The 19,396-nt window shown below is 55.9% G+C and carries 13 protein-coding genes; 4 read left to right on the forward strand and 9 right to left on the reverse strand.

Features of this window, described 5'->3' with window-relative positions:
• Positions 1–396 precede the first annotated feature (396 nt).
• The 5 genes from bcsC to bcsR form a co-directional block, all read right to left on the reverse strand.
• On the reverse strand, positions 397–3,627 hold the full coding sequence (gene bcsC / locus EDF78_RS23555; RefSeq protein ID WP_243839480.1) for a cellulose synthase complex outer membrane protein BcsC: 3,231 nt from the start codon (positions 3,625–3,627) through the stop codon (positions 397–399).
• A 64-nt stretch (positions 3,628–3,691) separates the two neighbouring features.
• The gene (gene bcsB, locus EDF78_RS23560; protein WP_133824017.1) at positions 3,692–6,025 is read right to left on the reverse strand and encodes a cellulose biosynthesis cyclic di-GMP-binding regulatory protein BcsB; all 2,334 of its coding nucleotides are present in this window, start codon (positions 6,023–6,025) and stop codon (positions 3,692–3,694) included.
• Positions 6,022–8,637: a UDP-forming cellulose synthase catalytic subunit gene (gene bcsA / locus EDF78_RS23565; protein ID WP_133824018.1), complete on the reverse strand. Its 2,616-nt coding sequence runs from the start codon at positions 8,635–8,637 to the stop codon at positions 6,022–6,024. The genes bcsB and bcsA overlap by 4 nt, the downstream gene beginning before the upstream one ends.
• Positions 8,634–9,362: a cellulose biosynthesis protein BcsQ gene (bcsQ, locus tag EDF78_RS23570; protein WP_133824019.1), complete on the reverse strand. Its 729-nt coding sequence runs from the start codon at positions 9,360–9,362 to the stop codon at positions 8,634–8,636. The genes bcsA and bcsQ overlap by 4 nt, the downstream gene beginning before the upstream one ends.
• 1 nt (position 9,363) lies before the next feature.
• Complete coding sequence (gene bcsR, locus EDF78_RS23575; RefSeq protein WP_095922093.1) at positions 9,364–9,564, reverse strand: cellulose biosynthesis protein BcsR; 201 nt, start codon at positions 9,562–9,564, stop codon at positions 9,364–9,366.
• Positions 9,565–9,766: 202 nt separating this feature from the next.
• Between bcsR and bcsE the strand changes: the two genes are divergently transcribed.
• Genes bcsE through bcsG form a run of 3 tightly spaced genes read left to right on the forward strand, consistent with a single transcriptional unit; the run spans position 9,767 to position 13,247 of the window.
• On the forward strand, positions 9,767–11,365 hold the full coding sequence (gene bcsE, locus EDF78_RS23580; protein ID WP_133824020.1) for a cellulose biosynthesis protein BcsE: 1,599 nt from the start codon (positions 9,767–9,769) through the stop codon (positions 11,363–11,365).
• 5 nt (positions 11,366–11,370) lie between these two features.
• Positions 11,371–11,604 (forward strand): cellulose biosynthesis protein BcsF, encoded by a 234-nt coding sequence (bcsF, locus tag EDF78_RS23585; RefSeq protein WP_095922095.1) that lies wholly within the window; start codon positions 11,371–11,373, stop codon positions 11,602–11,604.
• Positions 11,601–13,247: a cellulose biosynthesis protein BcsG gene (gene bcsG / locus EDF78_RS23590; protein ID WP_133824021.1), complete on the forward strand. Its 1,647-nt coding sequence runs from the start codon at positions 11,601–11,603 to the stop codon at positions 13,245–13,247. Before bcsF ends, bcsG begins: the two co-directional genes overlap by 4 nt.
• Positions 13,248–13,421: 174 nt before the next feature.
• On the opposite strand, the gene EDF78_RS23595 is transcribed toward bcsG, so the two are convergent.
• Positions 13,422–14,120, reverse strand: coding sequence for a FadR/GntR family transcriptional regulator (locus EDF78_RS23595; RefSeq protein ID WP_095922097.1), 699 nt, complete (start codon positions 14,118–14,120; stop codon positions 13,422–13,424).
• Between the two features lie 197 nt (positions 14,121–14,317).
• Here EDF78_RS23595 and uxuA point away from each other — a divergent pair, with 197 nt between their 5' ends.
• On the forward strand, positions 14,318–15,502 hold the full coding sequence (gene uxuA / locus EDF78_RS23600; protein ID WP_119826135.1) for a mannonate dehydratase: 1,185 nt from the start codon (positions 14,318–14,320) through the stop codon (positions 15,500–15,502).
• Between the two features lie 164 nt (positions 15,503–15,666).
• On the opposite strand, the gene araC is transcribed toward uxuA, so the two are convergent.
• The 3 genes from araC to araG all read right to left on the reverse strand — a co-directional run bounded on the left by araC (position 15,667) and on the right by araG (position 19,389).
• Positions 15,667–16,602, reverse strand: a complete 936-nt coding sequence (gene araC / locus EDF78_RS23605; RefSeq protein ID WP_095922099.1) for an arabinose operon transcriptional regulator AraC — start codon at positions 16,600–16,602, stop codon at positions 15,667–15,669.
• A gap of 177 nt (positions 16,603–16,779) precedes the next feature.
• Positions 16,780–17,784, reverse strand: a complete 1,005-nt coding sequence (gene araH / locus EDF78_RS23610) for an L-arabinose ABC transporter permease AraH (protein ID WP_133824022.1) — start codon at positions 17,782–17,784, stop codon at positions 16,780–16,782.
• Positions 17,785–17,802: 18 nt separating this feature from the next.
• Complete coding sequence (gene araG, locus EDF78_RS23615; RefSeq protein WP_133824023.1) at positions 17,803–19,389, reverse strand: L-arabinose ABC transporter ATP-binding protein AraG; 1,587 nt, start codon at positions 19,387–19,389, stop codon at positions 17,803–17,805.
• Positions 19,390–19,396: the final 7 nt, after the last annotated feature.

Below are 19,396 nucleotides of genomic sequence, written 5' to 3' on the forward strand. Positions count from 1 at the left end.
CGAGCCTTGGGTCTCGAACCATTCATTCGGTGCCATTTTTAATCACGCCAATCAACTTTTCTAAAAGATAAATCAATCCCGTTTTTGAATTTAAGATCGTGCTGGCGATTCAGAAATCTTGCCGAACGGAGCGGCTTCGAGACCTGTGGCTCGAAGACCGAGAGAGGGAACCGCGCAGCGGCAAGATTTCCAGCCTGTCACTGCGATACCTGAAACATAGCCAGCGAGCGAAGCGCGTGTTGAGAAAGCGAGGGGAAATCCAAAAGGGGAAAAGCACTTTCCCCTTTTGGGCGGTTTCGGCGCAGCACGTCAAGTGATCACCGCTGTTAAGAAACCGAAATCATCTCGATCAAGCCCTCGCGCCAGCGAAAAACCGCCCTAATGCCCGGTCTGGCATTACTTAAAGTCCGCATACGGCACTAACGGCTGCGGCGGCATATCCAGATCCCCCTGCCAGCCGCTCATGGAATATCGGGCGTAAAGCAAGAAATGGCTTGGCGTGTAATCTTTCGCCTGCTGGATGTCGATCCCGCCACCTACGGTCCAGTGGGAACTGATGCGGCGTTCCACCAGCGCCTGTAAGGTGTAACCAAATCCGGAGCTGCTGCTGCCGATTTCGATGGCGCTTTTATCCGGTAACGAATCAGGTATCAGGTTCTGGATCGGATAACGTTTCTCATCGCTGGTGGAGGAACGCGACCAGGAGACGGAGCCGCCGAGCTGCCATGACCAGTTCTCCGTGCGCTGACGGTAATTCACCGGCACCGACAGCGAGAAGTATTGCTGCGGACTGTAGTAACCGCCCTGTCCCAACGTGTAGCCGCTGAGATCTTTCTGGTAATGCCAGACCATTGAGCTGAGACCCACGGTGGCGCGGCGGTTGTCTTCGTTGATGACTTTGTAGTAATAGCCGCCCATCAGCCGTTCACGGGTGTTGTCTTCGACATTTTTACCGGTGAGCTGATGCGCACTCAGATCAGCCCAGACGCCGTTAGCCAGCCCCTGATCATAACTTAAACCCAGACTGGCACCGGTGGCACGAACGCCGCCCCAGGTGGTGCCGGTGCCCGGATCTTTTGCGCCCGCGAAGGAGAGTAAGGAGCTGGAAACCGGACGGCGTGAGACGGTGGTCGTCCAGCCGATATCCCCCCAGTCACCGCTGTAGGCCAGCCCGCCAACCCAGTCGACCACCGGGAAGCCCAGCGGCGTGGTGCCCAGATCCCCTTTCCATTTGTCATTTTCCCAGCCCGCGCCAAGGCTGACGCCGTTGGCTGTCTGGCTGCGGTAACGCCGGCAGTTCCGGTCGCTACAGGTGCCGAAACTCTCTTCATAGTTTCCGTTCTGATTATCGAAGGTCCCCGCGTCCATACGCACCCAGTCAGCACGCAGGAATCCGCGCCCCTGATAGACCGGCATATCCGCCTGCAACATGGTGGTATTTGCGGTCAGATCGGATTTCCCCGGCGTACCGCTGGATGTCCACGAATCCGTGTCCACGGTGAAATTCACATCCTGCTGACGGTACAGGTCATGCGCATCAGAGCGTATGCCCCGTTTCAGCCAGTCATCGGTCGCATTATTGCGGGTCAGCCGCGTATAGCTGTCGTTATCCTGCGGGGCCGTGTCGGTGATGCCGCTTGCGACCATTGCCTGTTCGTAATCCTGACGTGCCAGGTGTGGCTGCCCGAGCTGTTGTTCAAGGTTGGCGGCGTTACGGTAAATCAGTGCCTTATCCTGTCCGGCCGGTTGTGAACGTGCAGCGGTTTTCAGCGGCTGTAACAATGCCGCAGCTTTGGTGGTTTCCCCCACGTCGCGCCACGCCATGGCGACCCGACGCTGCTGATTCAGACTCAGATCCTGCAAATCGGCCTGCTGTAACTGCTGTTTCGCCTGCGTGGTATTGCCAGCGGCAAGGGACGCATCAATGGCGGTGAGGGTGGTATCAAGCTGAATACGCTGCGCCATGTCGCGCATGTTGTCGTCCCACTTCGCCTGCGGCAAGTTGTTCAGATGGCGCAGTGCGGCGTCATCACGATCGGAACCGGACAGATACAACGCATAGGCGTAAACCTGCTGCGGATCCGCCGGGCGTTTTGCCGCCAGACGCGCAAAAGCGGCATCGGCCCGCGCAGGCTCCCCGGCTTCGCGTAAGGCGTTGGCGTAATGGTAGGTGGTCCAGACATCGTCCGGATTCAGTTTCAGCACTTCGCCATAGCGGTTCGCCGCCTGATTCCAGTTCGCTTCAGCGGCGTATTTTTCAGCCTGTTCAGTGACAATGTCACTTTGCAGGCCACGCTGTTTGTCACTGAGTTTCGCCCGAGAGGCTGCGGGTAAGGAATTAATGTAATCCAGCGCTTTCTGCGGTGACTGCCGCTGATAGATATTCACCAGTCCGCGCTGGGCGCTGCTGTTATCGCGTTCCAGCCCCAACGCACGGCGGTAAGCCTGCTCCGCCCGGGGATCGTTTTTGCGCTCAACCGCCACGTCGCCGAGGCCAATTAACGCCCACGGATCGCGGGAGTCCAGACGCTGCGCCTGCTGATAGGCCGCTTCTGCCCGATCAAGCTGCCCCGCTTTCAGCGCCTTATCGCCCTGTTCGATTTTCAGCCAGTAGCTGTTGGTCTGGATCAGGCTGTTCCATTTACCGGCGTTATAACCGTCGGTTTCGGCGGCTTTTGCCTGCTGAAAGAGGGTCAGCGCCTGCTGGCGGTTACCGGCGCGGGAATAGGCCAGTCCCATTGCGCCGAGCACTTCGGCATCGTCGGGTTTGGCCTGCAGGGCCTGTTTCAGTGGCGCAATGGCCCCTGTCGAACCACCATTATCGATTTGTGCCAGACCGCGAACCCGTGCCTGATAACGTGGATCGGCCAGCAATGCCTGCTGGCGCTGGAGTTCCTGTTGCGCGGCAATCACCTGCGGGCCGGTGTCGAACGTGGCGATAAACTGTTGCAGCGCATCAACGCTCGCGTTGCCCACCGGCTGATCTTTAATTTTTGCCAGCCATAAATCAGCCGCAGGCGAACGCCCTTCATTGGTGGCGGCGACTTGTTTAATCAGCGCCACCGCGTTGGCATTATTCCCCTCTTCAAATGCCATTTGGGCCAGTTGCAGACGCAACTGCACATCCCCCGGATACTGGGTGTTCAGCGCCTGAAGCTGCGCCTGTGCACGGGCTTTCTGCCCCGGCAGGCGGGCGATCAGTTGCCAGTATTCCACCGCCAGATCCAGCGTCGGCGGCTGACCGCCAAACAGATCGTCGTACTGCGCTTTGGCGTCGTCCAGACGCCCTGCCGTCGCCAGCAGTCGCGTTTGCTGGAGTTTCTGCTGCATTTCCGGCGAGGCGATTTTCAGGCTGAGCTGCGCCTGCCGGTATTCTTCAGAACCGGGGGCGACCTGTTTGATTTTTTCCAGTTGCTGCTGTGCTTTTGCCTGATCGCCTTCGCGTAACAAGAGACGCAAACGGGCGGACAGCACTTTGGGATTCTGCGGATCCATCAGTTCCAGCCGGTACAGCGACTGACGCACCAGTTCGTCCTGATGGCTGGCTTCACCTACCCGCACCTGCTCCAGCAACCATTGCCCGGGAGAGACAACCGGTGCGGCAAACGCAGGCGCGGCCAGCAGCACCAGCCCCCATGTCAGGGCCAGTCTGCTGCGGGGAAACCAGCGGGTACGGCGTGTGTTCACGGGCTTATTCCTGGTCATCATCATCAGACAGACGACGACGGGCCAGAGAACGCAGACCGGTCCACAACAGGATAGCCGCCAGCACCACCACAATCACCGCCATCAGCGCCAGTAACACCGGATGAGTAGCCAGTGCATTCCAGACACGTTCCCACCACGGCAGATGGCCGACATAATAGGTGTCGCCCACTTTCAGACTGCTCACGCCGGAATCACGCACCACCGATACGGAGCCAAACACCAGCGCCCGCTGTTTGGCATCCTGCATCGCGGTATTTAACAGCTCAAAGCCCTGCTGACCGTTTGCCATCAGCGCCACCACACTGCGCTGATCAAAGTACGGGGACTGCAAACCAACCACGGCGGCGACCGGGCCTTGCGCGCTGATTTGCGCACTGGCATCCACCCGCGCATCACTGGCCGGTGCGGTGTTATCCGGTAACGGCGTCTGGCGGATTGGCGTGTTCACGGCATCCCGCGCCGCGTCGATCAGCAGGTTGGCTTTTTTGTCGTCACGCATACTGTCGTCACGTAAATCCGCTGGCAGCTTGCCGATCACCAGCAGGTCGGCATCGGTGGCTTTGGCTTTCGCTGCATCTTCCGTCAGCCCGACACCCAGCGCCGGATAACCGGTCAGCGCGCCGATATTGCCCATCGCATCCAGTAAAGTGGTCAGCTGAACCGGCTGCGGCTGGGGTTGCACCAGCACCAGCGTCTGCGACAAATCGGCCATGCGGCTGAACGGGAAACCGGCATTGGCAAACGCGCGCAGATCCGGCATCGCCATAAAGTGACGGTAACCAGAAAAATCAATAGTCGAACTGTCGTCAATCACCACATGATTAGGCACCGTGGTGTACGTTTCGCAGCGTCCTTCAGTGCCGCTTGCCAGCAACGAGGTGTAGTCAAAATCAAAGCGCATCTGGTTGACGGCACCCAGTTTCAGCGCCGGAATGTTCAGGTCTTTATTGCCATCGAGCAGCCCCTGTAACAGCGACAGACGCAGCAGTTGCGAATCCTGATCGTGTCCGGTTTTCAGGGTCAGATCCTGCACAAACTGGTTATTCAGACTGATGCTCAGCCGCGAGGTGTTTTTCAGCTGCGGCGAGGTGTAACGGTATTTCAGCCGCATATCGATGCCGGTACTGTTAATCAGGAACAGGTCCGGCGGCAGGTTGATGTTGAGCATGATCGGATTCGGTTGCAGACCGTCAGACTGTAACTGTTCGGCATACTGTTTCAGCTCACCAAAATTCATTGGCCGGTCGGTGCGCACCCAGTTGGGCGCGTCATACGGCTGGCGGGACTGGATCTGTTCGACTTTATCGACGCCAATCGTTTCGCCACGGAACAGGATATTGCCCTGGGCGATGCCTTTTACCGCCGTCAGCAGATCCTGATCATCACGCCCTAAAATCAGCAGCATTTTGACGTACGGATTGTCCGGACGGCTGACCATCTGCACCACCGGCCCTTTCACCGGCGGCATCTCTTTGAGGAAATCAGGGCGCCTGTCGTTGGTGGCAAACACCACCGCGTGGCTGTCCGGCAACTGGTTGTACAGCGTCGGGAAGGATTGCCCGCGCCACTGCGCTTTGGTACCGAACCAGGAGGCGAGGATCGCCGCCGCCTGTTGCTGGCTGGCATCCGGAGACGCGGCAAACACCATCGGCAGGCTGAGCGGACGGCTGTCGCGCGCATCAAAGAACGGTACCGGGAAATGCGCCAGATCGTTGCTTAACGGCAGTTTCTGATATTGCAGACTGAGCGAACTGCCCTTGCCGATTTCCAGCCACAGCGTGGAGTTAGCCGGGTTTTCGCAGACGTTCTGGTAATGGCCGACAAACTCCAGACGGATGCGGTTAAAGTCAGTGATGTAACGCGGGTCGATAGCCATCTGCAGGTGATTTTTCTTACCGAGCTGGTCTTTATCGATCACCTCAACGCCCATCAGCTGGTCATTGAGATACACCTTGAGATGCGACTGCACGGGGATCAGCGACGGCGACGGCGTGAATTCCAGATTCAGGGTCGCCTGGGTGACCACTTCGTCACTGCGCACCCCAAATTCAATTTGTCCGTTCGGCTGAATGCCGCGCAAGGTGATCGCCCCCGGTGTCGGGGCCACATCCGCAAAAGGTAAGGTCAGGCTGCGAACCGGCGCACCCGGAATAATCATCGGAGTCACCGCGGGCGCCACCATCGGTAATACTGCCTGCGGTGACGGCGTGACGCTTTCCGGCGCAGGAGCCTGTTCACTGAATGCTGGTGCCGCTGAACCCAAAGCCAATGTCATCAATGCGGATGCCATCAAAGTCGATAAAGGAAGTCTTTTCATTGTTTTGTCATCATCAGGTTGGACTCATCAGGCTGAACGACCAGCGGGGGATTGCGCGGAGCAAAAGACAGCAGCCAGCTGCCAAACGATTGGGTTTTTGATGCCAGCGGGCGATATCGCTTCGGCGCGATATCCAGCATGCGCAGATAACCGCGAATGCCCAGCCCCAGCACTTCACGCAAGCTTTCCATCGGTTTGTCTTCCGGGAAGCTGTCCTCGCGCAGTACCCAGCTGTCCGCCCGGGCGAACGTACATTGAATGAAATCAATATGTTGTCGCGTGGACAGCGGCAACAGCTGCATGCCGATGTTTTTGCCGAAAACGCGGCTGATTTGCATCGGGAAAGTGTATTCCTGTTGACCACGGTGCAGCAGTAACGTGACGTTGTCACCCGACTGAAACTGGCTGGCACTTTCGGTTTCCAGCCCGACGCCGCTGTCGGAGTAATCCTGCACGGTACAGACATAAATGTGTCCGTCAGGCTTTAATAATGAAGCGGGCATTCTGGCTTCGACGCGGTGCGCCTGTCTCACCTGTTTGGATTCAAAGGCCACCGCAATCGCACCGCCGAGAATAATCATGTTGTAAATGACCCACGCCATACTCACCAGCGTCGTCAGGATTTCTCCGGCGCTGCCGTACATGATGCGGTAAATCCCAAAGAACAATCCGGCCAGATTCAGCAGCATCAGGATCTGATACGGGCGGCTGATTTTCCAGTCCACATAAGCCTGTTTGTTCAGGCCGCCTTTGGCCGTGACGTTGAAGGTCCCGGCGTGCGGATTAAATAACGCCACCGTGGTCGGTCGGGCGATATACCAGGCCAGCACGGTTTCGTAGATTTCATTCCAGAATGAGTGACGGTATTTGCCCTGCACCCGCGAGTTGGTCAGGCTGGCGTGGATCATATGTGGCAGCACATATAGCGCGATCGCCACTGCCGGTGCGTAGATGATGTACGCATGCAGCAACAGAAAGGCCAGCGGCGCAGTAAGGAAGATCAGCCGCGGGATACCGGCCAGAAAGTGCAGCATGGCATTGGCATAACATAACCGTTGCGCCAGTTTCAGCCCTTTGCCGAACAGCGGGTTATCGAGACGGAAAATCTGCACCATGCCGCGCGCCCAGCGGATGCGCTGGCTGACATGCGCGGAGAGGCTTTCAGTCGCCAGCCCCGCCGCCTGCGGAATGCGGATATACGCCGAGCTGTAACCGTGCCGGTGCATACGCAAGGACGTATGGGCATCTTCGGTCACGGTTTCCACGGCGATGCCGCCGATTTCATCGAGAACGTCACGGCGCAACACCGCGCAGGATCCGCAGAAGAAGCTGGCATCCCACAAGTCATTGCCGTCCTGCACCAGCCCGTAGAACAGTTCCCCTTCATTCGGCGTGCGGCGCATACGCCCAAGGTTACGCTCGAACGGATCCGGCGAGAAAAAGTGGTGCGGCGTCTGCAACATGCTGAGTTTTTTATCTTTAAAAAACCAGCCGACGGTCAGTTGCAGGAAAGAGCGCGTCGGGACGTGGTCGCAGTCAAAAATTGCCACCAGCTGGCCAGTGGCCTGTTTCAGCGCATTGTTGATATTCCCTGCTTTGGCGTGTTCATGAGTTTCGCGGGCAATGTATTTTACCCCGATTTCATGGGCAAAATCGGCGAACTCCTGCCGGTCGCCGTCATCAAGCAGATAAATAGTCAGTTTTTCACGCGGCCAGTCCAGCCCCAGTGCCGCATACAGGGTCGGTTTCACCACGCTGAGATCTTCGTTGTAAGTCGGGATCAGCAGATCTACCGTCGGCCATGTTGAGACATCCGCAGGCATCGGCACCGGTTTACGGTTCAGCGGCCAGATGGTCTGGATATAACCCAGCACCAGCACCGTCCAGGAATAGGTTTCCGCGCCCAGCAGCAGCAGGCCGCAAATCAGGCTCAGCGGATCGTCCCAGTTCAGCGTCGAGGTATAACGCCACCACAGATAGCGGCAGGAAATGGTCAGCGACAGGACAATCATCATCAGCGCAGGGAAGCGGCCGGGAATGCGGCGGATGATCATCGCGATACTCCACAGCAGCACCACGAAAACAAACTGCGCGATATAGCCAAACGGCTGAGAAATACAGAACATCGCCAGCGTAAAGGCGACAAGCCCTGCCAGCAACATCAGCAGGCGTTTACCGAGACGGCTCATTTTGCCAATGCGCCGCGTGACGCGCTTTTCCAGCGGATTCTGCGTCACCTGTTTCGGCAGGGATTCCAGCCAGCGGTGCGCCCTTTCGCGTAAACGTTGCGGCCAGCGGGTATAGACAAAACGCTCGCGCACGCCTTCGGACGGCAAAATCACCAGCAGCCACAGGCTCTGCACCAGATAACGCAGCGGATCAGCCAGACGCGGACGCGACGGCGAAATATGCGGATACCAGCGGGTGCGTTGTGCGCTGACACGCTGCCAGACCGGCGATTCGAATCGCAGAAACAGCCAGCACAGCGCCACACAGACAATCATGGTACCGGCAGCAAATCGTGAGGACTGGCTGGCACGATAACGCCGGTAGCGGTTTTGTAATTCGGCCACCACCGGCGGGACCAGAAACAGGTTCAGCACGCGGTTCATTTTTCCGGACTCCGCGACGCATTTTTGACGCCACGCAGATTCAGCAGAAACCAGTTAGCCAGCGTGTTCATCTCACGGCTGATTTTGCTGTTATCTTTCCATTCCCCGACCGGTTGTTTTGCGGCCAGCGACTCCGCCATGGCTTCATCACGGTGTAAAGTCACAGGGATTAACGCTGGCAAGGTTTCCTGCCACAACAGCAAAATATCCTGTTGTAACTGGCTGGAAGGAATGAACTGATTCAGCAAATAGCGACCGTTTTCCGGCAAGGCATGCTGATGCAAACGGAGATGCGACTGGGTATCGGCGTGGATCAGCACTACCGTGCTGTCGGCAATATTTTGCGCAGGCACAGGATCAGCCGCCGGAGAATCAATCAGTATCCAGTCGTAAACACCGGTGTTTTTAAGCTGAGTGATGGCGGTTTGCCAGTCGAAAGCGGACGCAGCCGTCGCGTCAGGAGAAAGGTGTCCGTAGGGTAAAAAATCAAGATGGGAATGATAGCGCATGGCCGCGTTCTGCCAGGGTTCGCCCGCATTGTGCGCCGCACACCAGCCGCGTCCCTGAGTGAAAGGCATGCCGAAATGCAAGCGCAGCACGTTTTCCGGTGAAAAGTCGATCACCAGCACCTTTTCATGTAATTGCGCGAGACCCCAGGCCAGTGCAGCCGTCACCGATGTGGTGCCTGTACCGCCACGAAACCCCTGTAAGGCAATGACCGCCATATTATTTCGTCTCCGCGCCGGATTCACTGTATTGCGCCAGCTCGGCCAGTAGCGGCCAGCGGGACATGAGTTGCGGAATTTTTTCTTTACGGGCGATATCGACGTAATTTAATTCTGACAAAGAAAAAAGGTGACTCAGCGCAAAGAAATCGTCGTCTTTCGCGGGCTCAGAATCATCTGAGTCGACAATATTGGCTTCCACCTGTTTTCCTCCCGGCTTCAATCTAATTACTGATACCTGAAACAATGCAAATTGCCGTGACGGCCTAGGCATTTTAGTATCAAACATTATTGTGAAGAATTATGATTATTTAATGTAGCAATGATAGAATTTATTATACTCACATTTATCAGTGTGCCCCAAGCAGACTTTTAATCAAAAATGACACAAGCAGATTAACTATATGGCACATTCCTTTTCATTGGGCAGGAAGCAATTCTGGAATGGATTAGCCCTGATGCAGGCGCAGGGGCTGTACTGGGTCAATACTGACAGCCAGGATGCGGCATATCGTTTGTGCGGTCAGGCGGTGGATGCCCAGCAAGGCGAGAGCCCGGTCAGTGTATTTTTTCCACAGCACAATTTACTGTGTACGTCGGAAGAAAACAGACTCTCAGACGAGGATATTCTGCTCTCACATTTACATCATTACCCGAAAAAAACCTCTTATTACCAGCTCGCCAAAGGAAAGAAAGCGTTTCTCGCCCTGTCTGCTGATATTAATCGTTTGCCTGCGCAACCGTCGCCCTTCATGATTTTATTACTTCCCGCCAGCGCCTGGCAGGATCTTAATGATAAACAATTCGCCCGCTGGATGAGCGAAATGCAAGCGTCGGCCAATAATAAGGGCGCGACGCTCCTTATTATCTGTTACGGCATGGGTATAAATGCAGTCAAAACTCAGCTGCATTTATATCATCGCAATATATACGGGCTTGCGGATTTAAAAACGGACGTCGAGCCTAACCAGTGGGGCATTTCGTGGTGGCATGACCCGCTGGGTGTCGAAGCCAATACGCTGTATCCGCTGACGCCCCGCCAGACCGGCTGGGAAATTCACAAAACCGCCGCGACCTCTGTCTCTGATCAAACCGGCGATGATCAGTGGATGTTGCTGGCTGAGCGGTCGGTACTGGAAGGCGCGCCCGCGCTTTCGGAACGCTGGTTCCTGTTTGATGACAATGATGCGCTGACCGAAAGAGCCTCTCATGCGCGCTCCGCGACCGTGATTTTCGCCCTGCAGGGCAATGATGAGGTGGAAGTGCTGGCCCGTCAGGTTCACCGTCTGCGCATTCAGCGCGGCAACGGGCTGAAAATTGTGGTGCGCGAGATGAATTCGTCATTGCGTTACGTTGACCAGCGTCTGTTACAGGCCTGCGGTGCCAATCTGGTGGTGCCTCATGCGGCACGGCTTTCCAACTTCCTGACCTTGCTGGATGATTTGCAAAATCTCAGTTTCACCCGTCATGTTGCGGAAGATATCGAACTGCTGCTCGACAGCCGTTTGCCGACACATCATAAAGGCTATCTGCCGCTGCCGGTGTTCTGTGAAGTCATGCGCGATATCTGGAACCACGCCACGCTGGCCACCGAATCACGCGGGATTTTGATTTCCCTGCGCCCTGCTGCCGGGATCAGCCCGCAGCAGGCGATGTCTCTGTGTTCCCTGCGCCGTGACGGCGATATTCTGACGGTCACGGAACGCCATCTGTACTTGTTCCTGTCGAACTGTCAGGTCAGCGATGTGGAAAATGTGCTGGCCTTCCTGTTCACTCTGCCGGTGAAAGAGGTATTCACCAGCCAGACGTTCTGGAGTCAGGAGCTGGATATCCAGACGGAGATCCGCCGGCTGGCCGCGAAACCGCCAATGGAAAAACCGGTGGTCGCCGCAGAAACGTTCACACCCCAGAAAACCGGGCCGCTCAGACGCGCACAGGTGCATCAACCTGTTCCCATCACGCTCGCCGTGAGTGACTCGCCTGCGACCAGAGCACCGGAGTAACAGACATGGATATTCAGGATATTATTGAAATTTTTATTCTGGCGGCAGTGATTTTCATCCCCGCCGGATATGCGTTGCGCAGCCGTCTGCCGCGCTGGAAAAACCGCTTCGCCACCCGTTTTCTCTCGCCGCGTTATTTAACACCGATGACGGCCAGCATGATCAATAAGAAACGCTCAGGCTCCCCAAAACGGACTGAGGCTTCTCCGGCTACAGGGAACTCCAAAACGTCACTATGAACGAATCGCAATCTTCTTCGCCGCGTTTGCGGATCTGGCAATCCTGGCGCGGCCTGGGTGCCTGGAACTACTATTTTCTGCTGAAATTTGTTCTGCTTTCACAGGGTTATCTGAATTTTGATGCACTGAGCAATCTGGTCTTTGCGGCCATCCTGCTGTTCCCGCTTCGTTCGCTGCGGCTGCACCGCTGGCGACAATGGATCGCCCTGCCTTTCGGGCTGGCGCTGCTGTATCACGACACCTGGCTGCCGGGCTGGCGTTCAATTGTCAGTCAGGGGGCGGACGTCGCCGGATTCAGTGTGAGTTATCTGCTCGAACTGGCTGACCGCTTTATCAACTGGCAGTGGATTGCCGTGGGGTTTGCGCTGCTGGTGGGCTATCTGTTCATCTCGCAGTGGATCCGTCTGACCACGTTTACGGTCGCGGCCTTATTGTGGGTCAACCTGAGCGGCCTGATCACCCCGTTCTTTGCGCATCCTGCGCCACCGGCGGTGGTGCAAAATACCGCCGCAGCCCCGGCAGACGTCGCCCCTTCCGGCACGGATAATACCGTGAATGGCCCGCCGACCAATGCCAATCTGAACGCCTATTTAGAGCAGTTCTATCAGAACGAAAGCCGCAAGGCGACGACGTTCCCTGATGCGCTGCCCGCCGACGCCCAGCCTTTCGATTTGCTGGTGATTAACATCTGTTCGCTGGCGTGGTCAGATCTGGATGCGGTCAATCTTTCCAGTTCACCGCTCTGGTCGCGTTTCGATTATGTGTTCAGCAATTTCAACTCAGCCACGGCCTACAGCGGTCCGGCATCGATTCGTCTGCTGCGCGCCAGTTGCGGCCAGCCGTCGCACCACAATCTGTATCAGCCTGCCGGTCAGCAATGTTATCTGTTCGACGATCTGGCCCGTCTGGGCTTTACTTCCCAGCTGGCAATGGACCACACCGGCGAGTTCGGCAATTACATCGGCAATCTGCGGGATGATGCCGATATGAAAGCACCGCTGATGTCGCAGGCCGGTCTGGGTTATGAACTCACGTCATTTGACGGATCGCCGATTTTCAACGACGGGCAGTTGTTCTCCCGCTGGCTTGAGAATCAGCAAAAGGCCGGAACCGCACGTACGGCAACCTTCTTCAACCTGATCCCGCTGCACGACGGCAACCGGTATGTCGGCAGCAATAAAGGCGCGGATTATCACAACCGGGCGCAGACCTTGCTCAATCAGCTGAATACCTTTATGGATCAGCTCGATAAATCCGGCCGCAAAGTGATGCTGGTGGTGGTGCCGGAGCATGGCGCGGCGCTGGTGGGCGACAAGATGCAGATCTCCGGGCTGCGTGATATTCCCAGCCCTTCCATCACCCACATTCCGGTCGGCGTGAAGTTCTTTGGTATGCAGGCGCCGCATGCGCCGTCTCCGATGAAAATCGAGTCGCAGAGCAGCTATCAGGCGATTTCGGAAATGGTGGCCCGCGCGGTGGATGGCAAAGTGTTTACCACCCCGACCATGGACTGGAAAACCTTCAGCGCCAACCTGCCGCAAACGCCGCTGGTGTCAGAAAATGAGAACTCGGTGGTGATGGAATATCAGGGGAAAATCTACATCCGGCTGAATGGTGGAGGATGGGTGCCCTATCCGAGCTGAGTGAAACCGGTAAACCGGGTTTGACTTTGCTCCTCCCCCTGCGAAGGGGGAGGACGGGAGGGGGTTTTAAGGGCTAAAACCGGGTAAGAGTAAACTTCAGATTTAGATTTTGACCTTAATACCCCACCCCAACCCTCTCCTTCGCAGGGGAGGGAGTTGTCCGTCTTTCTGCATTTATTCTGCAAATAACTGGTCATACACATGCTGTAAATGTCGGCTCATTCTTGCCCGCGCCCCTGCGCCATCTTTCGCCAGAATCGCGTCCAGAATGCCCTGATGATCGGCGTTCATTTCGCGGGCGAAATCCACTTCGGTGTAATGGCTTTCCAGGCGCATAAAGCGGCGTGAATGCCGTTTATCCCACAAGTATCCCATCATATCGTGCAGCACTTCGTTGCCGGTCATTTCGCTGATCATCAGATGGAAACGACGGTCTGCTTCGAGGAACGCATCGTTATTGGCATTCAGCTCGTTTAATTCAAGGGCGATCTCTTTCAGTCTGGCGCGCTGATCATCCGTGCCGTTTAACGCCGCCAGTTCGGCGGTCATGGCTTCGTAAACCTGCCGGGCTTTTACCAGAGATTGCAGACTGAACTCTTCTTCGACGGCGGTCGCTGGCACGGCTGGCATCGGCTGTGGCAGCGGATCGCTGACGTATACCCCGTTGCCGGTACGGATTTCCACCCAACCGGTGATCTCCAGGGCAATCAACGCCTCACGGATCGACGAGCGACTGACACCCAGCTGTTTCGATAAATCACGTTCGGAAGGGATCATCGCGCCCGGCGCGAACTGGCCGGTATTAATGCAGTTAATCAAGACATTAGAAATCTGGCGATACAGCCGTTCAACTTTCAGGGTAGGTAATGCCATTATTTTCTCCATGCTCATGCTGAATCCCAGATCTGTTATCCCGGTCACATTAATGATCGGTTTGATGCTGAATCATATGTCGGTCTGATGGCCTGACCAGCAGACCACCTGACCAGACCGCGCATTAAGCTTGAACTTATCACCGGCCATGCGTCAACTATATTCAGAGAGTCAGTTAACAATTTTAAGGAAAACACATGGAACAGACATGGCGTTGGTACGGCCCGAACGATCCGGTTTCACTTGATGATGTGCGTCAGGCTGGCGCAACCGGTGTGGTCACCGCCCTGCACCATATTCCTAACGGTGAAGTCTGGCCGGTAGAAGAAATCAAAAAACGTAAGGCAATCATCGAAGCCAAAGGTCTGGTGTGGTCTGTGGTGGAAAGCATTCCGGTGCATGAGGAAATCAAAACCCGCAGCGGAGAAGTTGAGAAACACATTGCTAACTATCAGCAATCCATCCGCAATCTGGCGGAATGTGGCATCTATACGGTTTGCTACAACTTCATGCCGGTTCTGGACTGGACGCGTACTGACCTGGGCTATCTGCTGCCGGACGGTTCGCGCGCCCTGCGCTTCGACCACATCGCGTTTGCCGCCTTTGAATTGCATCTGCTCAAACGTGAAGGCGCGACCTCTTACTACAGCGCGGATGAGCAAAAACAGGCAGCCGACTATTTTGCGGCGATGACGCAGGCGGAGAAAGATCAGCTGGTGTCTAATATTATTGCCGGTTTGCCGGGCGCAGAAGAAGGCTACACGCTGGATCAGTTCCGTGCGCGTCTGGCGACGTATGACGGCATCGATAAAGCGAAACTGCGTGAAAATATGGCGCACTTCCTGCGCAGCATTGTGCCGGTTGCCGAGCAGTGCGGTTTAAGTCTGGCGGTTCACCCGGATGATCCGCCGCGCCCTATTCTCGGCCTGCCGCGTATTATCTCCACCATTGAAGATATGCAATGGCTGAAAGAAACCGTCGACAGCATCCACAATGGTTTCTGCTTCTGCACCGGTTCTTACGGCGTGCGCGAAGATAACGATCTGGTGAAGATGATGTCCACCTACGCCGATCGCGTGCACTTTATCCATCTGCGCGCCACCCAGCGCGAAGACGTCCCGGGCAGCTTCCATGAAGCTGACCATCTGGACGGTGATGTGGATATGGTGGCGGTGATCAAAGCGATTCTGACCGAAGAACAAACCCGCCGCCGCGCCGGTAATCTGCGCGCCATTCCGATGCGTCCGGATCACGGCCATCAGATGCTGGATGATTTGCATAAGAAAACCAATCCGGGGTATTCGGCGATTGGACGCTTACGTGGATTAGCGGAACTGCGGGGTGTGGAGCGGGCGTTGAAGCAGAGTTTCTTCGCCGGGTAATGTTTTCTCCTCCCCCTGCGAAGGGGGAGGCCGGGAGGGGGTTTTAATGGCAACTTCAGATTCAGAGTTGCTTCTGATACCCCACCCCAACCCTCCCCTTCGCAGGGGAGTGAGCAGTATGGCACTTTCACTTTTCCCTCTTCGCGGGAAGAGCAAAGCAAAACTCAAAAATGATATGCCACGGCATTTTCCTGCTCAGGCCATGGATGAGATTTGTACGGTTTGGCCGGATAGTTGATCTCCACACTTCTGCGACGAAAATCACTCGGACTCACCCCTACCCGTTTGCGGAACACCCGCGAGAAATACAACTGATCGTCATAACCCACCACGCGGCCAATCGTCGCGATGGATTCCTGCGTAGTTTGTAACAGTAATTTGGCGCGGATCACCCGCTGATCTTCACGCCAGCGCAGGATGTTGATCCCGACCTGTTCGCGGAACAGATGCGCCAGCCGCGACGGCGACAGGCAGACGTGGCGGGCCACTTCGTCGATGCGCAGTTCACCGGCCAGATTGCCGGTAATAAACTGGCAGGCTTCGATGACACGCGGATCCATAATCTTTTGCGGGCTCTGCGGATCTTCCTCCATTGCGCGCAGCAACAGACGCTCCAGCAGATTCATCCCTAGCTCTTCGCAGAAACGACGCCCTGATTTTTGCGTTTGCTCGATGTTGGCAAACAGGCGGTCGAACTCCAGCAATAAAGTGTTATTCGGTAAAGATAGACGGCCGACGTCACGGGTTTTGGTGTGCCATTCCAGCCAGTCGGCCCAGTAGGCGCGCGGGCGGAAGTACACCCAGCGGTGATACCAGGAATCCGCATTGGCAGAGCGGCTGTAAAGATGGCGGGCTTTCGGCGGGAACAACAGCAGATCGCCGGGATTGCAATAGAAGGTATCTTCACCGTCGAAGACTTTGCCCTGCCCTTTTACCGTCAGGTTAAGGATGTAACCTTTCATGCCGCCGGGACGGTCAATGGCGAAATCCAGCGGCCCGTCAGCAAGGATCGGTGTCATACCGGCGACCAGATAGGCATTAAAACTGTAACCCGGTAACAGCGGATTTTGCTGTTGATCCTGAATCATACGGTGATACATCGAACCTCCTGAAACTACATAGGGCTATGGACTTTTCATCTATTCTAATCGTCGGTGAAAACGCTGCCAGTAAAGGTTACTGATTTGTGAACAAACACGCGTTTTTACGGCATTTCACCCCTGAAAGCGCGAAATGCCGTACGTGTTACTTTGTGAAAGCGTTATCACAAAACCGCATCAAACGGTCTTTTTCGCTTTCTGTTTGTAGCGGTCGAAGATCACCGCCGCCAGCAGGATCAGACCACGAACCACATACTGCGAGAACGGGGAAATGTTCAGCAGGTTCATGGCGTTTTCCACGGTACCGAGGATCAGGATCCCGGATACCACGTAAGAAATTTTACCAATGCCGCCTTTCAGCGAAACGCCACCCAGGACGCAGGCAGAGATGACGATCAGCTCGAAGCCCAGTGAGGTCATTGGCTGGCCGCTGGTCATACGCGAAGCCAGAATGATCCCCGCTGCCGCCGACACCAGACCGGACAGCACAAAGATGATGATTTTGGTGCGTACCACCGGCACACCCGCCAGACGCGCGGCATCTTCATTACCGCCAATCGCCAGCGTGTTGCGCCCGAAAGTGGTTTTGTTCAGCAGCAGACCAAAGATGATCAGACAGCCGACCGTCAGCCAGATTGGCGCGGGCAGTCCCAGCCAGTTGGCGTAGCCGAGTGCGAAGAAACGTTCGTCTTCAATGCCCACCGCTTTACCGTCAGAAATGATGTACGCCAGACCGCGCACAATCTGCATGGTGGCAAGCGTGGTGATCAGCGCATTGATTTTGAGACGCGCGATAACAAAACCGTTGAGCAAACCGGTCAGCATCCCGAGCAGTAAACCCGCACCCACGCCAATCCACAGGCTTTCAGTCATGTTGATCACCACGGCGGTGGTGACACCCGCGCAGGCAATCACCGAGGCCACGGACAGGTCGAAGTCACCGGAAGCCAGACAGAACAGCATCCCGCAGGCCACCATGCCGGACATCGAAATCGCCAGCCCCAGCCCTTTCATGTTGATGAAGGAACTGAAATTTGGCACGAAAATGGTACAGGCGATAAACAGCACGGCGAACACCACTAACATGCCGTAGCTGTCCCAGATACGCATCAGACCCTGCCCGCCACGGGAAGCGGCTGAAGGTTGATCCGGTTTGGCGGAATTGGTTGTCATACTCGACATAATATTTTTGCTCCTCAGTCAGGCAGCGTCAGGGGCAGAATCAAGGTCTGGCGTTCGCAACATGGCGAGCCCCAGTGCTTTTTCTTCGGTGGCGTCGTCATGCAACAGTTCGCCGGAGATTGCGCCTTCGCGCATCACCACAATCCTGTCGGCCAGACCCAGCACTTCCGGTAAATCACTGGATGCAAACAGCACCGCGATGCCTTGTTTTGCCAGTGCGTAAATCACGTTGTAGATTTCATGCTTGGCACCGACGTCGATCCCGCGCGTCGGTTCATCCAGCAAAATGACTTTCATTTCTTCCGACAACCAGCGGCCAAGAATGGCTTTCTGTTGGTTACCGCCGGAAAGATTCATAATCAGCTGCTGGTCGCTGGGGGTTTTGATATTCAGCGCATCGATGTGTTTACGCGCGTTTTTCGCTTCCCAGGCGTTGTTGATCAGACATCCCGCTTTCACCGTTTTGCGGCGGGCGCTGATGTTGATGTTGTCGCGCACGGAGTGCACCGGAATGATGCCATCGGCTTTGCGGTCTTCCGGGCAAAGCATGATGCCCTGACGGATCGCATCTGCCGGTTTACGGATGTTCAGCACCGCGCCATCCAGCCGGACGGTGCCGCCGGTAATGCGCGTCCCGCCAAACAATCCCTTCATTAACTCACTGCGCCCGGCCCCCACCAGCCCGAACAGGCCGACGATTTCCCCCTGACGTACGGTCAGGCTAACCGGCGTTCTCACGCCCGGCGCTTTCACCTCATTCAGTTCCAGACGAATGTCACCGTGCGGACGCGGCGCATAGCCATAAATGTCATCCAGGTTACGGCCTACCATCGCCTGCACCAGCTTGCTGTTATCCACCTGAGACATATCATGAAAGGTGCGCACATAGCGTCCGTCTTTGAAAACCGTGACAGCGTCACTTAATGCAAAGATTTCTTCCATACGGTGTGAGACATACAAAATGACGCGCCCTTCTGCCCGTAACTCACGGATAACGCGGAACAATTGTTCAATTTCACGGGCAGACAGCGAGCTGGTTGGCTCATCGAAGGCAATGATTTTGGCATTGCGCGCCAGTGCCTTGGCGATTTCCACCATCTGCCACTGGCCGATGGAAAGGTATTTCAGCGGCGTATCCGGATCGATATCCAGCCCGAGATGTTCGAGCTGAAGTTTGGTTTCATAGCGCAGCAATTTACGGTTTACGAAACCGTGTTTACTCGGCAACTGGCCGAGGTAAATGTTCTCTGCCACCGTCATTTCCGGCACCAGATGCAGTTCCTGATAAATGATGGCCACACCGCCATCGAGCGCATCCGTGGTATGGCTGAACGCGACCGGCTGGCCTTTGATATGAATACTGCCCTGCGAAGGCTGATAGTTCCCGCTGAGGATCTTCAGCAGCGTGGATTTACCCGCACCGTTTTCGCCCATCAGCGCGTGAATTTGACCGGCGTAACAATTGAATGAAATACCGTCCAGCGCTTTCACGCCCGGAAAAGTTTTGCCAATGTCATGGAATTCCAGATACGGCCTGGCCGCATCAAACTCCGTCAGTGACGGTTTCAGCAAAGGCGTCTTATTATCGAAAGATTGCTGAGTCATAGTGACT

This window comes from Rahnella sp. BIGb0236, from assembly GCF_004364755.1.
Lineage (GTDB): Bacteria > Pseudomonadota > Gammaproteobacteria > Enterobacterales > Enterobacteriaceae > Rahnella > Rahnella victoriana.